The sequence below is a fragment of the Flavobacterium lindanitolerans genome, from assembly GCF_002846575.1.
Taxonomy (GTDB): domain Bacteria; phylum Bacteroidota; class Bacteroidia; order Flavobacteriales; family Flavobacteriaceae; genus Flavobacterium; species Flavobacterium lindanitolerans.
Genome location: NZ_PJND01000007.1, coordinates 859,754 through 875,151, shown reverse-complemented (window position 1 = coordinate 875,151; position 15,398 = coordinate 859,754). Strand labels below are relative to the sequence as shown.

The following is a 15,398-nucleotide window of genomic DNA, read 5'->3' as shown; positions in this document are numbered from 1 at the left end:
TACAGACCCAATTGATATATGTATATATAATTAATCACAAAAAACCAGAAATCATGAAAACAAGTTTTAAAAAAATCGGACAATTCCTGCTATTAGGAATCCTGGTAGCCGGCTGTAGTAAAAATGACGATGGCGATTCGCCAGATTATGTACCATCAGCCTCTGCATTTGCAGCTTTAAGACAAGACGCTTTAGGTGTACAAACCTTTACTTTTAACGCAGAAGACGGAGTAACGACTTTCACGAGCGCAAAAGGTGTCCAATTCACAATAAACGGAAACTGCCTGACACAAAACGGGAATCCGGTAAGTGGAGAAGTAGTAGTTAAGTATTCTGAAGTATTTGACCCCGGCACTATGCTTGCCACTGACAAGACAACCATGGGAAGAATGTCAAACGGCGATATGGCATTGTTAATTTCAGGGGGAGAATTTTTTATCAATGCCACAAAAAATGGTCAGCAACTTCAGATTTCCTGTCCAATGCAGGTAATCATTCCTACCAACCTTACCGGAGGTCCTGATTCAGGAATGTCTTTATGGGACGGTACATTTGATGAAGACGGCAATCTTGAATGGGATCAACAAGACCGTGGTGCCAACGGACAAAACGGCGTTTTTGTAGAAGGCGCAAACTACTACGCTTATTTTAGCAGCTTCGGCTGGACAAACGTTGACCGTTTCTATAATGACCCAAGACCAAAAACTACCATATTGGCTGAAGCACCTGAAGGATATAATTTCGAAAACAGCGCTATTTATCTTCACTATGACGGCGAAGGAAGTTCTTTGGCAAAACTTGACACTTATAATCCCGTAACAAATCAATTTTCAGAGCATTACGGACAGATTCCTATCGGATTACAGTGCCATATCATTTTTGTCACAGAAGATAACGGACAATGGCGTTATGCAATCAAACCGGCAACAATTGCCGCCAACGATGTACACGTTTTTACCCTGGCACAGACAACTCTGGGAACAGAAGCGCAATTAATAGCAGCCATCAACGCGCTGCCTTAAGAAACGATTAATATAATTTTAACAAAAGTGATGTCAACTCATCACTTTTTTTTACATTTATAGTAACAAAACACCTTTGATTATGAAGAAATTAATCCTCATAGCCGCTTTATTCTTGGGAATTTCTTTTTGCTTTTCGCAAACCAAACCAAAGGACACTATAACCCGAAAAGCCATAATTGGTTTTGATCAAAAGGGAAACAAGGTATCTTTCAAACCTGAAACTCCACCTTTAATACAGATTGCAGGAGCACCGCCTGCCAATTACACTTATTTTTGGGAATTGGGCGACGGACATTACAGCAGGGAAAAAGAACCAAAACATACCTACAAAAAGAAAGGTGACAAAACCGTACGGCTTGCCGTGACCAACAATTACGACAACGGAAAGCCACCTGCCACACGCCCCAAAACAGTAGCTGTAACAGAACTATCGGAAACAGACTATCAGGACATTGCTTCTATTGAGCAACATGACGGCTTCCTGTTGCAAAAAAACCGGGAACCCGTACCCGACGAAGAAATTATTGTGGTGATGAGCTACCAAAACCTAAAAGATTATTCTACTAACGGGAAACTCTATCTTTTTTATAACGACAAACAGTTCAAAGACGATAATTTTGGAATACCGGAAGCCCGGGCATACGAAAATGAAAAAGAAAAGCTGGAAGAAAATTATGCTTTTGTTGACGACTATGACAAACACGAAACCTATCTGGCGAGTAATGCAAATGCCTTTATCAGGAATCCAAAAAACATAGAAGATTTGGAAAATCTGGAAGAAACGCTGGAACAGTCAAAAGCACTCTATCGCAATTCAAAGGTTTTTGAATTTGACAGCCTTGCTCCAAAACAAACCCGAAATCTGTTCTTCACTTTCAGGACTACACCCGAAATGATTAAGGACACCAGTGCAACCCTCACAATCCGCGGCGTTTTTGTACCGGACAGGAATTATAAAAACCACAAGGTAAAAAATCTTGAAATGGAAATTGTGACTTCTCACGACCCCAACAAGATGTCATCCAATGGTTTTTTCATGAATTACAGGCTTGTCCGTTTTAAAACCCTGAATTTCAAAACCCGCTTTCAGAATGATGGTGAAGGTCCGGCACGAAAGATAAAGCTGGAAACGGATGTTCCGGATATTTTTGACAAATCGACCTTAAAGATTGTAGACATGTATCCGAAATGCGAAATCTGTCCCAAAAATGAAGAAGTAAATTACAGCTGTCTTGACACGATTGTCTTAAAAAACCAAATCCATTTTACATTTAAGAATATCTATCTGCCCGGAAGCAACCAAAAAAATGTAATGGAAAAGGACAGTACCAAAGGATTCGTAAAATACAGTTTAAAATTTGGCAAAGATTTCCATAAAGTTAAGACCAAAAGCCGTACTGCTATTATTTTCGATAAGAACGAACCTATTATTACCAATTATGCGGTGACACGTTTCAGTCCGGGAATTTCTATTGGCGTTCGCACAGGATATAATTATTTCCCGGACCAGGAAAATCCGAAAAGCTATTTTCTGGGCGCTACTATTTCCCCATATAAATCCTATCGTTGGTATTTGCAGGCCGAATTGTATTACAATTATATGGAAAGCAGTTCCTCTTCTGCGAGTGACCCGGTGTTGACACAAATTTCACCGCCTCTGGTCTTATCTAACGGAACGGTTCTCGACGTTGCCTATGTACAAAAAGAAAACAGCCAGAAAACAGTCCGGAATTTAGCCGAAGTCGTTCCTGTTTCCTTACGCTATAATCTTAATAACTATATAGGGTTTGGATTGGGTCCTCAGTTCTCGGTCGCATTGGATGAAACTATGGAAAACAACAGTATAACCCGATATTTTCAGCCACTATTCAATAATCCTGATGGTCCAAGACGCGGAGAGGAAGTGGCCAGAGACACCAAAACAGAAAAGACCAAAACAAAGGCATTTGAAAAAATGCAAAGCAATGTTTTTGCAGATGTCACATTTGGATTTTCCCGTATAGGCCCAAGCCTTGGAGCGCGTTATTTGTGGAGTTTTGAAAACGATTTCAGCCATTGGCAATTTTATGCAATCTGGAAATTCTGATGAAACAATTCTTAGTCTTCTTATTGTTTACCCAATGGGCCTTTGCGCAAAAAAATGCAACAAGGGAAGAAAAGTTGTATGCAGCTTTAGACCAATTCATAGCCAATCCTACAGTAACCGGAATAAAAAATCTTGAAATTACCGAAAGGCAATTTTGGGACAACCCAGAACCCAAAACAAAAAACGAAATATTGGCTATCGTAATTCTGGACTGCAATAAGGCTTTTTATGAGAAACAATTTGGTTTGTATTTTGATGCCATACGTTCTTACGAAAAAGCATTATCCTTATTTCAAAGCCATCAGCTCACCAACTATGATATTGTTGAGTATTGTCTCAAACCATTAGGGAACCTCTATACCTTAACAGGCGATTATACCAGTGCAGAAAACACTATCAAACAGTATCTTTTTCTTGCTATAAAAAAAAACAGCACAGAACAAAAAACCAGCGCTGTTATTAATCTGGCTGCCGTATACAAAAGCATAGGAAAAAGCGAGGAAGCAATTGATTTACTGGAAAGCCAGCCTGTTGACAAGCTATCTCCCGAAAAGAAATCCTTACTACTTTCGCTTTTAGGTGAAAACTATCTTTTATTGGGAGAATACGAAAATTCAAAAAAAGCATTAGAAAAAGCCGAAAGCATACTGCCTGATTTTGTCGTATATAAAAATCTGGCCCTGGTTTACAGAAAGCAAAGGAATTACCCAAAGGCAGAAGAATATATCAAAAAAGCAAAATCCAGCCTGATTGGCACTTCAAGGCGTGATATTTCGCAGGTTTATCTCGAAGAAGCAAAATTATTTCTGGACCAAAAGAAAATAATGGCAAGCCAGAATGCAGTCCGTGCCATTTTTAAAGAACTCATTCCCGGCTATAACTCTAAAAATATACTTCCAAAAGAGAAAAACCTCTACCCTGAAACTCTTTTGATTGACGCATTGGAAGTATTGGCGCAGACCTATACCGAACAAAAAAACTATTTCAAAGCCATTGACTGCTACCAACTTACTTTTGCCATTGATTCACGATTTTCCACCGTGTTTTTTTATGAAGAAACATCATTACTCCATACTTCGAATATCAGGAATCGTGTCGAAAAAGCAATCGGAATCTACGAACAGCTTTTCCATAAAACGAACGACAGGCAATATTTAGAGCAGGCCTTTAAACTACAGGAAACAACCAAATCAAAGGCCTTAAAAAACTATATTGCGCTAACAAAAAAATCAGGCAGTAAAAAACAAAAGGAAATTTTATATAAAATTCACGAACTGTCTGCCATTATCACCAAAGAGCAGGAAAAGGGTGAAAATGCCAACTTGGAAGTCATAAACAATACATTGTCACTCCAAAATGAAAAGATAGCCGAACTGAAAAAAACTTTTGGGAAAAACGGAATGGAACTGACTTCAGAATTTGATATGGACAGGCTGTATGTCAAGCTTAAAAACGATGATATCACGCTTACCTCCTACTTTTACGGAAAAGACACTATTTATATTTTTGACATTGCATCCAACGGAATACGGCTGAAGTCTTTCCCGAATTCCCCAAAAAACAAAAAAACGATTACAGATTATCTGGATTATTTCACTGAAGCCTCTGCCATTTCAGACCATGTTTCCGGCTACCAAAAACAAAGTTTTGCTCTATATAAACTTCTTGCTCTCGAAAAAATAAAAACCGGGAAACACCTCATAATTCCGGATGGCCTCCTGTGTTTTGTGTCTTTTGAATCTCTGCTGACAAAAGCTTCGCAAAGCACAGACTTTTCAAAGCTCCCATATCTTATGAAAGACGAAATCATAAGTTACGAAACTTCCGCCGATTTTTATTTAAATCATGAAAACCACCATATAAAAGAAGCCTCTGTTTTAGGAGTTTTCCCGGTTTTTGAAAACAGTAGCAGAAGCCTGGTTTTTTCTTTAGAGGAAATGAAAGCAATTAAAGAACTGTTTCCCGGAGCTTATCTTGAAAAATCGGAGGCAACCTACGCCCATTTTATAAAAGAAAGCAAAAAACATCCTATACTGCATCTTTCTACACATGCTTCGTCCGGTACTGTCGACGTTCCTGCTACTATTTCTTTTTACAATCAGGACATAGTATACAGCGATTTGTATTCGTTAGATATCCATCCGGATTTGGTAGTATTAAGCGCATGCGAAACCGGAATAGGAAAATTACACAGAGGAGAAGGCGCAATAAGCATTGCCAGAGGATTCCAGAATGCAGGTGCTGAAAATCTGTTGTTTTCTTTATGGAAAGTAAATGATTTTACGACTTCCCTGCTTATGAAAAACTTTTATACCCATTATAAAAAAGGCAATAGTTACCCAATTGCAAACCATAAGGCAAAAATGAAATTCCTGAATGACAAGGCTATCCCTAATGGCAAAAAATCGCCTTATTATTGGAGTGCTTTTGTTTTTTACGGGGAAGTTTCAGAAGATACTTCCTGCAACTATTGGTATTTGTTTGGCGGAGCGCTCATTATTCTTTCCTGTTTGATTGTACTCCAAAGGCAGAAAAAGAGCTAAAAAAAATCCCAGCTAAAGCTGGGATTTTTTTTATTTAGGCTCTTCCATTTTGAAAGTTTCCATGAATTTTGTTGTATAATTTCCTTCTACATAAGCCGGATCATCCATTAGCTGTCTGTGGAAAGGAATTGTCGTCTTAATTCCTTCGATTACGAATTCGTCAAGTGCACGTTTCATTTTACTGATTGCCTCTTCTCTTGTCTGAGCAGTAGTAATCAATTTTGCAATCATAGAATCGTAGTTTGGCGGAATTGTATATCCGGAATAAACGTGAGTATCCAAACGAACTCCATGACCTCCTGGCGTATGCAATGTCGTAATTTTTCCTGGTGACGGTCTGAAATCGTTATATGGATCTTCTGCATTGATTCGGCATTCGATAGCATGCAACTGTGGCAGGTAGTTTTTCCCTGAAATTGGCACACCGGCAGCAACCAAAATCTGCTCGCGAATCAAGTCATAATCAATAACCTGTTCTGTAATTGGGTGCTCTACCTGAATACGGGTATTCATTTCCATAAAGTAGAAATTTCTGTGTTTGTCAACCAGGAATTCTACTGTTCCGGCACCTTCATACTTAATATATTCTGCAGCTTTTACAGCAGCTTCTCCCATTTTTTGACGAAGTTCATCTGTCATGAACGGAGAAGGCGTTTCTTCTGTTAATTTTTGGTGGCGTCTTTGAACGGAACAATCTCTTTCAGAAAGGTGGCACGCTTTACCGTAAGCATCACCCACAACCTGAATTTCGATATGGCGAGGCTCTTCAATCAGTTTCTCCATATACATTCCGTCATTTCCAAATGACGCAGCAGCTTCCTGACGGGCACCTTCCCAGGCTTTTAGAAGGTCTTCTTCTTTCCAAACCGCTCTCATTCCTTTTCCTCCACCTCCGGCAGTAGCCTTAAGCATTACAGGATAGCCAAATTCTTTAGCCAGTTTTTTAGTCTGCTCATAAGATTCAAGCAAACCATCAGAGCCAGGAATAGTTGGAACTCCTGCAGCTTTCATCGTTGCTTTGGCAGTAGCCTTATCTCCCATCTTTTCAATCATTTCAGGAGAAGCACCAATAAACTTGATTCCGTGCTCCTGACAGATTTTTGAAAATTTTGCATTTTCAGAAAGGAAACCATATCCCGGGTGGATAGCATCTGCATTTGTAATTTCTGCAGCCGCTATAATATTAGACATTTTCAAGTAAGACAGGTTACTTGGTGGTGGGCCTATACAAACAGCTTCATCAGCAAAACGAACGTGAAGGCTTTCTGCATCTGCTGTGGAATAAACGGCTACCGTTTTGATACCCATTTCTCTACAGGTTCTAATAACACGAAGTGCTATTTCTCCCCTGTTTGCGATTAATATTTTTTTAAACATCTTATTTTGGTTAGATAATTAGACAATTTGGATGGTTTAGATTTTTAGATTGTAATTCTGGTCAAATCTGCAATCTAAAAATCTGCAATCTAAAATCTAAATTTAGGATGGATCAACTAAGAATAATGGCTGGTCAAATTCTACCGGAGATGCATCATCTACCAATACTTTTACAATTTTTCCAGAAACTTCTGATTCGATTTCGTTGAAAAGCTTCATCGCTTCGATAACGCAAACTACATCACCTTTTGAAATAGTGCTTCCAACTTCTACGAAAGGAGCTTTGTCTGGCGAAGGTTTTCTATATAATGTTCCAATAATTGGAGACTTAACAGTAACATATTTTGAAGTGTCTTCATCTGATGAAGGAGCGGCTGGCGCTGAAGGAGCAGCCGGAGCAACAGGTTGTGGCATTGCTGCTTGCGGTAGTGCATGGCTGATAGGTGCCTGCTGGATGTAAGTTGTAGTTTCAGAGGATCCTCCTTCTGTAGTTTTGATTGTGATCTTAAAATCATCCATCTCCAATTTTACTTCAGTAGCTCCCGATTTTGCTACAAACTTAATCAAGTTTTGAATTTCTCTAATATCCATGATATTCGATTTTAGGTTTTAGTTTTATTGTTTGTCGTATGCCCATTTCATATAGATAGATCCCCATGTGAATCCACCACCAAATGCAGCAAATATTAAATTATCTCCTTTTTTGAATTGCTTCTCGAAGTCGTTCAGAAGCAATGGCAGTGTACCTGAAGTGGTGTTGCCATATTTTTGAATATTAACGAGTACTTTGGATTCATCCAGACCCATTCTGTGTGCCGTAGCGTCAATAATACGCTTGTTTGCCTGATGGGCCACCAGCCAATCGACATCATCCTTGGTAAGGTTGTTGCGCTCCATTATTTTTTCGCTGACGTCTGCCATTCCTGAAACGGCATATTTGAAAACGGTTTTCCCGTCCTGAAAAACATAGTGTTGTCTGTTTTCAACTGTTTCTTTTGATGCCGGAAGTAAAGATCCCCCTGCTTCAATTTTCAAGAATTCGCGGCCTATACCGTCACTTCTTAAATACTGATCCTGAAAACCAAGTCCTTCATAATTTGGTTCGAACAATACGGCTCCTGCCCCATCACCAAAAATGATGCATGTTGCGCGGTCTGTATAGTCTATTATAGAAGACATCTTGTCTGCACCAATCAATAAAACTTTTTTGTATCTTCCTGATTCGATATATGCTGCTGCGGTTGACATTCCGTATAAGAAACTGGAACAGGCAGCCTGCAGATCATAAGCAAAAGCATTGACTGCACCAATTTGCGAAGCAACATAAACGGCTGTTGCAGCCACAGGCATATCAGGGGTTGTAGTTCCCAGCAATACTAAGTCAATTTCTGCCGGGTTAATATTGTTTTTAGCAATTAAATCTTCTGCAGCTTTAATGGCCAGGTAAGATGTTCCTTTCGTATCATCTTTTAAAATGCGTCTTTCTTTAATTCCTGTACGAGAGGTAATCCATTCGTCATTCGTATCGACCAACGTCTCAAGTACTTTATTTGAAAGCACAAAATCAGGCACATAGGCACCAACAGCGGTAATTGCGGCTGTGATTGTATTCATATTATTTTTTAATAATTTCTTCCCGAAAATTAGTGTTTCGAAAAGAGGTGGAAATTACAAAAAAAATCTAAAACATACCTTCTTGCAATCTGTTATTTATCAATAAATTATAAATAACAAAAAAACTCCCACAACGTGAGAGTTCGATTTTTTACTGCAAAATTGTATTAAGCAACAGCTTCTTGCTTATCAATTACTACTTGACCTCTGTAGTACATCTTACCTTCATGCCAGTAAGCTCTGTGGTATAAATGCGCCTCTCCAGTCACTGGGCATGTAGCGATTTGAGGAACAGATGCTTTATAGTGTGTTCTTCTTTTATCTCTTCTTGTTTTCGAGGTCTTTCTCTTTGGATGTGCCATTTTACTATATTATTTATCCGTTAATAGTTTTTTTAATTGATCCCATCTGGGATCTGTCTCTTCTTGTTTTGCATCAGCTTTTTGTTCTTTCGCATTGACTTTCAATTCATCCAGCTTGTCAAGGATATCGGTTTTTAACGTACCGTCCTTCACACCCGGATGGATTCTTTTTAGAGGAATGGAAAGCGCAATCATTTCGTAGATATATTGCGAAATATCTACCTGATGCTCGCCATGAGGCAAAATGAGCAATTCTTCATTGTCATTATTAAAAGCTTCTCCAAACTGGACAATAAGATTGATTTTTCCTTTAACCGGCAAATCAAACATCTCATTAGTCAAATCACAAGGAACATGAATAGTACCTTTGTGTTTGAAATGAAGCTCAAGCATAGTGCTTTTTTTCTCTAAAACTACATTGACTTTGATATCACAACTCTCAAACTCGTCATAACCAAAGTCTTCAAAGAACTTTTTATTTATTTGATATTCAAACTGATGTTTTCCTAACTTTAATCCTATAAAAGGAATTAAAAACTCATTACTTACTCTCATCTTAACAACAATTTGCCCTAAACTTCGGGAGTGCAAAGATATAAAATAATTACAATTCCAAAAGCGTTATAAACATTTTTTTGTTTATAAGTGTTTTTCTTTTATTTTTAAGGGTTTCTCCGTCATGGCCGCATATTCATTTCTGGAATGGAATATATCAATAGCCAGATAAACGGCTTCTTTAAATGAATTATAATCTGCAATTCCTTTACCTGCAATATCATAAGCCGTTCCGTGATCCGGAGAGGTTCTGATTTTATTTAATCCCGCCGTATAATTCACTCCTTTTCCAAAAGAAAGGGTTTTGAAAGGAATCAGACCCTGGTCATGATATGTTGCTATTACCGCATCAAACTTTTCATATTGTCCGCTTCCAAAAAAACCATCAGCCGCATAAGGACCGAAAGCAAGGGTCCCGCTTTCAAACAGCTTTTTGATTGCCGGCCTTAAAATTTCATCATCTTCTTTCCCAATTACTCCTCCGTCTCCGGCATGGGGATTTAATCCCAAAACTGCTATTTTGGGTTTGCTTATGCTGAAATCCTGTATAAGTGATTTTTTTATTGTCTCAATTTTACTTTTAATCAGCGCTTCTGTAAGATGGGAAGCCACTTCATTTACCGGAACATGGTCTGTAATCAGTCCAACACGCAAATCGTCCTGAACCATCAGCATAAGGGCATCACCTTCCAATTCCTGATTGAGATAATCTGTATGACCCGGAAACTTAAATTCCTCAGACTGTATGTTGTATTTATTAATAGGTGCTGTAACCAAAACATCAATCTGTCCGTCCTTTAAAGCTTTTGTAGCTGCCACGAATGATTTTATAGCATACTTCCCTACATTTTCATCGTTGACTCCATATTCAATAGTAACGCTTTCTTTCCAGACATTCAGCACATTAATTTTTCCGGGTAGCAACTGCTCTATTTTGTCGATACCATGAAGCGCTATTGTAGCATCAAGGTTTTTCTTAGCAAAGGACATTATTTTCACGTTGGCAAAAATAACCGGAGTACAAAGCTCAAGCATTCGGGTATCTTCGAAAGTTTTTAGGATAATCTCGCTTCCAATACCGTTCAAATCCCCTACTGAAATTCCAACGATTATATTTTCTGCTTTTTTCATAATGCTTGCTCCTTATTTATTGCTAATTTTGAAGTGCAAATTTAGTAAAATAAAACCAGAATGTTTACAGGAATAATAGAAACCCTCGGCACAATCAAAGACCTGCGTAAAGAGGGAGAAAACATACACATTACGCTTTCCTCATCAGTTACCCACGAACTTAAAATAGACCAAAGCGTCTCGCATAACGGCGTGTGTCTGACTGTTGTAGGAATTTCAAACGACCAATATACGGTTACCGCTATCAAAGAATCTATCGACAAGACAAATATAGGCGAGTGGAAAATTGGCGACCAGGTTAATTTAGAACGTGCCATGAGGCTTGGCGACAGATTGGACGGACATATCGTACAAGGACATGTTGACCAGACCGGAACCTGCATCTCCATTGAAGAAGCAAACGGAAGCTGGTATTACACATTTGAATATGACCCGAAGCTAAGCAACATTACAATAGAAAAAGGTTCCATTACCGTAAACGGAGTAAGCCTGACTGTTGTAAATTCCCAAAAAAATGCATTTAGCGTTGCCATTATCCCCTATACGTATGAACACACCAATTTCAAAAATTTTGAAGTAGGCACAAAAATCAACCTTGAATTCGATGTTATAGGAAAATACGTCTCACGACTACACCAATTAGCATAAAAACAAAAAACTCCGATTTACATCGGAGTTTTTTTATTTGTGTTTGATATTTTAAATCTAAAAAAAGCAAATGCGAGACCTATCACCAATAAAATAAGAATCCCATTGTCGATGGGCATACCTATTGGCGTTGGGCCTGTGGGCGGCGGTGGCGGAGTTTCGTTATCAGCAAGACAATTTGTCACAGAAAACAAAACAACCGCAAGATTTACAATTGTATTTGGGACAATCCTCATAGGCTGTAAAAGTAAATAAAAAATCTTTTTATCAAAATATTTTACCAAAGAAAAATATCCTTTTAGATATCTGCAAAAATCACGCTACCAAATTCTTAAATACCCTATATTTTTCATCAAAATCTGGGAAATAAGCAAAAAATTCCATTTTATTTTTTAAGAATTCCTCACTCTTCTACAGGCTCATCTAATTTCAGAAGACCCGGTATTCACAAAAAATTCCCGCCAGAATGGTTCCGGCTATAAGAGCAAGCTAAAATACATCAAGCCACTTTTCCATAAAAAAGGAGTCAATGCTCACACAATATGAAGGACTGTGCTTACTTATAAATTCATCATCCAGACATTAATATCTTCTTCTGAAGGAATGGAAAGCTTTTTGCGCAACCTGTATTTCTTAGCTTCCACCGCCCTGATGGAAGAATTGGTGAATTGCGCAATTTCTTTGGTAGAAAGATCCAGTTTGAGGAAAGCACATAATTTTTGTTCTCCGGCAATGAGTCCGGGATTAATCTTGTTCAGTTTTTTATAAAAATCCGGATAGGTTTCTTTAAACAACATTAAAAAGGACGGATCATTGGAACTGGCAAGATGGCGTATCTTTTTTAAGTGTGCCTCATCTTTTTGCAGCAAAGTAAACATCGTGATCGAATCCTCAACTTCCGCCTGCAATCGCGCGTTATTTGCCTTTTCTTTTTGGAACTTCCTATAAATATGAATTAATATCATGATCAGCAACAGGACAAATATTGCTGAAAAAATAAGTGTCCGTTTCGAGTTTCCATCAACATCGGCAATAATGTTACCATCTTCCATTGAAGCAGTCTGCATCTGTACGTCTTCTTTTTGATTCTTTTTGACGCTGTCATTTAACTCATTATAGAGAAGAAGATAGTTTTCTGCCTTTTTAGTATCACGAACTGCCTCATAGGATTTTGAAATTCCCAGATAAAGCGATTTAAGCGCATAAACATCATTTATGGATTTGGCAACACCAATACCTTTTTCGAAATAATCAATTGACTGTTTGTATTTTTTTCTGGAGTAATTAAGACTGCCTAAATCACACAAAGTATTGGCCTTAACAGCTTCATGATTGACAGAATTTGCCAATTGCAGTGCCCTGTCGAGATAAAATTCTGCCGAATCCAATTGTTTTGCTCTTAAAAAACTGGAACCTACATTGGAGCAAGCCAAGGAAAGTGTCTTATTTCTCAACGGATTGTTGAGCACCATTTTCTGAAATTCCTGATAACCTTTTCTATAATAAAAGGCTACGGAATCTGTTTCTCCACCATTTTCATCCAAATTAAAAGCGATATCATTATAAAGCACACCAAGTCTTGAGCTTTTGACTTCTTTATCTGTAAGATTTTGGGCAAAACGGAGTGCTTTCCTGAATTGCGCCAATCCTTTTCCATAATCGCCGGTTCCGGTAAAGCCTATCCCTTTTAGCCGAAGCGCATCGGAAATTAATTTGGCATCGGAAATTTCGACCGCTAGTTTTTCTGCTGCTGTAGCATTTTTAAGCACATCCTCATATTTAGCCAATTCATGCTGTTTCCGGCTGGCAATCAGCAATCCTTGCGCCATGCCTTTTTTGTAGCCAATTTTTTTGGAATCATCATAAGCTTTAAGACTTAATGTTACCCCATAAGCAGCATCTTTAATTTCAAGCTGTTCCGCAACCAGCAGCAAGCTGTCAATCTGGGGCTGATTAAAACTCTGACCAAAGCTTTTGCCTAACGACAGAAAAAAAATGAAAAGTGGGAGGTATTTGTTCTTTTTCATAAATATAGAAAGGCACTTATGCTGGGCTTTAGTTTTTAATCAATCCATATTTGAGGGCAGGCAAAATAAGTAAATATTTATTATATCATAAAAAACGCATTTTCACAACAAAACAATATAAAAACTAATAAATATTTGACCTTTAAATAGTTTTAAGAGAAAAATCACAACTATACAACCATTAAAGTTATAATATATTTAAAAAAGAAACCTTTTTGAAACAAAAAATAATTTTATTAACCGAATACTCTATTACAAGCAACTATTTTTACAAAGAGCCACAAGCAATAGAAAAATCTTTAAGTAAGGAAATTGGGAAAAGATAAAAATTGCAGAAATAAAAAATAAGGAGGGCGACATAAACCAAGAACATATTTTCCCCTAAAATAACACTTATGGGTCACCCTCCTCTCAAAAATTACCGCATTGACCTACCACCAATCAATGTTAAAGCTATGTCACTTTATTTGGTAATTTATTTTCATCTTGACAAACAAGATATTTCTTTATTCATAACAATTTTACGGCTTCTATGGTGAACCATAGAAAGGAATTTTCTATCAGTAAAAATTTATAGAATTTGTAGATTGTTCTTCAGCAGATTTGGGAACTTGAAGAATTGTAATTATTAAGAACCCTGAGGTTCTCTTGTAAAGCGATAGGACAAATAAAAGACGGAAAATCAAATTATGAAAAAAAACGCCTACTCACATCTACTCAAGTCGAAAAAAAACACGCAAAATTCTGTAAGTCAAAACATTAAAATTTATAATTTATTTAAAATGAGTAGTAAAAAAGTAGCAATAATAAGACTACGAGTAACAAATAAGTACTTTTTTGACGCCACCTGTTTGTTAATTACACCCCATTTTTGTCGAAATACAGCCTCCTTTACCTAAAAAGTATTTTTTAGGTGGCTAATGCAAGAGCCTGTATCCTATTGAAAATAATGAATAGGCCGCTTTTAGACGCTTAAAATTATTTTTTACCATGCACCTTTAAGATGTGCTTTTCCACCATATGTTTAGTAATTGGCTTTAGTGGTTTCCGGGTAATGGGATGTGCACCACCATAGGAAAAAAATTCGTATTTGCCATTTTGTTTGATATACCATACCATAGGCCTGTCATTAATAAAAAAAGTCGTCGTATCGCAAATTTCTATTCTCCTAAAATTCTCCAGAATATCTTTATTTAAAGCTATTACATTATCATAACTTTTTTCACCAAAAGCGCGGCTATCATCACAATCTATTCTTTCATAATGATCTCCTTTCCAAATCATGCATTTGTCATCAAAAACATCCTTCACGAAAATTGTTAAAAAAAAAATTGCAGCAAAAGAAACCAAGGCAAACAGCATCCTTTTTGACAAAGGTGACCTAACTGTCAATTGATAATCATTCTCAACAGGTTTGGAGATTGCCATCCTTTCAGCAAAATATTCTCTGTTTGGAACCTCTTTATTGGCATTAGTGTTTTTGGAGTTTGCAATATCCAAAGCGCAATGCGTGTCAAGAAACTTAGTGTATGGCCTCTGTTTAAAATCAACCAAAACTGCAATGAGGTTGGCACTTCTGTAATCTTTTAGATTGGTTCCCAGTTTCAGGAAAGTGCTTAAAGGTTTAAATTTTTCTGTATCAAAATTCTTAATCCATTTTGCAATGTCTTCATCAGACTTAAAAGAGAAGAAATGACGGAAGATTGTCAAATCTGAAAATCTCATTTCATCTTCACTAATTAGCAGACATAGCCTTTTTAGATTTGCGGGAGTGGGATCTAAAAGCAAATCAGCAAATTTCCCCATTTTTTCTTCTTCATATCGGGTTATGATGGCCTTTTTATATTCTTCAAAATTATTTTTCATAGTTATTAAATCAGAATTAATTGGAATCAATCGGAATTATCGGAATCATCGGAATTCCCTTGCTATCACCAGCAAAAACCACATTTACTTTGCCTCAGAAATCAGTTCTGTCCTAACATGCATTTAGGACAAATGTACAAAACTGATTTTACCTCAGTGTTGCT

At 37.4% G+C, this 15,398-nt stretch carries 12 protein-coding genes; 4 read left to right on the top strand and 8 right to left on the bottom strand.

The annotated features are described in order from the left end of the window. The first annotated feature begins 53 nt into the window (after window positions 1-53). The 3 genes from B0G92_RS03855 to B0G92_RS03845 all read left to right on the top strand — a co-directional run bounded on the left by B0G92_RS03855 (window position 54) and on the right by B0G92_RS03845 (window position 5,654). Window positions 54-1,022, top strand: a complete 969-nt coding sequence (locus tag B0G92_RS03855) for a hypothetical protein (protein ID WP_056067721.1) — start codon at window positions 54-56, stop codon at window positions 1,020-1,022. An 82-nt stretch (window positions 1,023-1,104) separates the two neighbouring features. Then, on the top strand, window positions 1,105-3,111 hold the full coding sequence (locus B0G92_RS03850) for a PKD domain-containing protein (RefSeq protein ID WP_101471150.1): 2,007 nt from the start codon (window positions 1,105-1,107) through the stop codon (window positions 3,109-3,111). After that, window positions 3,111-5,654, top strand: coding sequence for a CHAT domain-containing protein (locus tag B0G92_RS03845; RefSeq protein WP_143394990.1), 2,544 nt, complete (start codon window positions 3,111-3,113; stop codon window positions 5,652-5,654). Before B0G92_RS03850 ends, B0G92_RS03845 begins: the two co-directional genes overlap by 1 nt. A 30-nt stretch (window positions 5,655-5,684) precedes the next feature. On the opposite strand, the gene accC is transcribed toward B0G92_RS03845, so the two are convergent. The 6 genes from accC to pdxA form a co-directional block, all read right to left on the bottom strand. Further along, window positions 5,685-7,031, bottom strand: coding sequence for an acetyl-CoA carboxylase biotin carboxylase subunit (gene accC, locus B0G92_RS03840; RefSeq protein ID WP_056067716.1), 1,347 nt, complete (start codon window positions 7,029-7,031; stop codon window positions 5,685-5,687). 102 nt (window positions 7,032-7,133) lie between these two features. Next, window positions 7,134-7,622, bottom strand: coding sequence for an acetyl-CoA carboxylase biotin carboxyl carrier protein (accB, locus tag B0G92_RS03835; RefSeq protein ID WP_056067715.1), 489 nt, complete (start codon window positions 7,620-7,622; stop codon window positions 7,134-7,136). Window positions 7,623-7,646: 24 nt separating this feature from the next. Then, a complete protein-coding gene (locus tag B0G92_RS03830) occupies window positions 7,647-8,645 on the bottom strand; it encodes a beta-ketoacyl-ACP synthase III (RefSeq protein ID WP_056067713.1) in 999 nt (332 codons plus the stop codon). A gap of 167 nt (window positions 8,646-8,812) precedes the next feature. Then, window positions 8,813-9,007: a 50S ribosomal protein L32 gene (rpmF, locus tag B0G92_RS03825; RefSeq protein ID WP_082482157.1), complete on the bottom strand. Its 195-nt coding sequence runs from the start codon at window positions 9,005-9,007 to the stop codon at window positions 8,813-8,815. A 9-nt stretch (window positions 9,008-9,016) separates the two neighbouring features. Then, window positions 9,017-9,562 (bottom strand): YceD family protein, encoded by a 546-nt coding sequence (locus B0G92_RS03820; RefSeq protein ID WP_056067711.1) that lies wholly within the window; start codon window positions 9,560-9,562, stop codon window positions 9,017-9,019. Between the two features lie 84 nt (window positions 9,563-9,646). Continuing rightward, a complete protein-coding gene (pdxA, locus tag B0G92_RS03815) occupies window positions 9,647-10,696 on the bottom strand; it encodes a 4-hydroxythreonine-4-phosphate dehydrogenase PdxA (RefSeq protein ID WP_056067710.1) in 1,050 nt (349 codons plus the stop codon). Between the two features lie 57 nt (window positions 10,697-10,753). On the opposite strand from pdxA, the gene B0G92_RS03810 reads away from it, so the two are divergent. Next, window positions 10,754-11,341: a riboflavin synthase gene (locus B0G92_RS03810; RefSeq protein ID WP_101471148.1), complete on the top strand. Its 588-nt coding sequence runs from the start codon at window positions 10,754-10,756 to the stop codon at window positions 11,339-11,341. Between the two features lie 560 nt (window positions 11,342-11,901). Here the strand turns inward: B0G92_RS03810 and B0G92_RS03800 are convergent. Both B0G92_RS03800 and B0G92_RS03795 read right to left on the bottom strand, forming a co-directional pair. Further along, window positions 11,902-13,368: a tetratricopeptide repeat protein gene (locus B0G92_RS03800; protein WP_101471147.1), complete on the bottom strand. Its 1,467-nt coding sequence runs from the start codon at window positions 13,366-13,368 to the stop codon at window positions 11,902-11,904. A gap of 978 nt (window positions 13,369-14,346) precedes the next feature. After that, window positions 14,347-15,234, bottom strand: a complete 888-nt coding sequence (locus tag B0G92_RS03795; protein ID WP_101471146.1) for a hypothetical protein — start codon at window positions 15,232-15,234, stop codon at window positions 14,347-14,349. Window positions 15,235-15,398 lie beyond the last annotated feature (164 nt).

What these genes read in the sequence shown, in the direction of transcription:
- B0G92_RS03850 (WP_101471150.1), top strand. Translation starts at nt 1,105, where the DNA reads ATGAAGAAATTAATCCTCATAGCCGCTTTATTCTTGGGAATTTCTTTT.
- rpmF (WP_082482157.1), bottom strand. Translation starts at nt 9,007, where the DNA reads ATGGCACATCCAAAGAGAAAGACCTCGAAAACAAGAAGAGATAAAAGA.
- B0G92_RS03830 (WP_056067713.1), bottom strand. Translation starts at nt 8,645, where the DNA reads ATGAATACAATCACAGCCGCAATTACCGCTGTTGGTGCCTATGTGCCT.
- B0G92_RS03800 (WP_101471147.1), bottom strand. Translation starts at nt 13,368, where the DNA reads ATGAAAAAGAACAAATACCTCCCACTTTTCATTTTTTTTCTGTCGTTA.
- accB (WP_056067715.1), bottom strand. Translation starts at nt 7,622, where the DNA reads ATGGATATTAGAGAAATTCAAAACTTGATTAAGTTTGTAGCAAAATCG.
- B0G92_RS03795 (WP_101471146.1), bottom strand. Translation starts at nt 15,234, where the DNA reads ATGAAAAATAATTTTGAAGAATATAAAAAGGCCATCATAACCCGATAT.
- B0G92_RS03845 (WP_143394990.1), top strand. Translation starts at nt 3,111, where the DNA reads ATGAAACAATTCTTAGTCTTCTTATTGTTTACCCAATGGGCCTTTGCG.
- B0G92_RS03810 (WP_101471148.1), top strand. Translation starts at nt 10,754, where the DNA reads ATGTTTACAGGAATAATAGAAACCCTCGGCACAATCAAAGACCTGCGT.
- B0G92_RS03855 (WP_056067721.1), top strand. Translation starts at nt 54, where the DNA reads ATGAAAACAAGTTTTAAAAAAATCGGACAATTCCTGCTATTAGGAATC.
- B0G92_RS03820 (WP_056067711.1), bottom strand. Translation starts at nt 9,562, where the DNA reads ATGAGAGTAAGTAATGAGTTTTTAATTCCTTTTATAGGATTAAAGTTA.
- accC (WP_056067716.1), bottom strand. Translation starts at nt 7,031, where the DNA reads ATGTTTAAAAAAATATTAATCGCAAACAGGGGAGAAATAGCACTTCGT.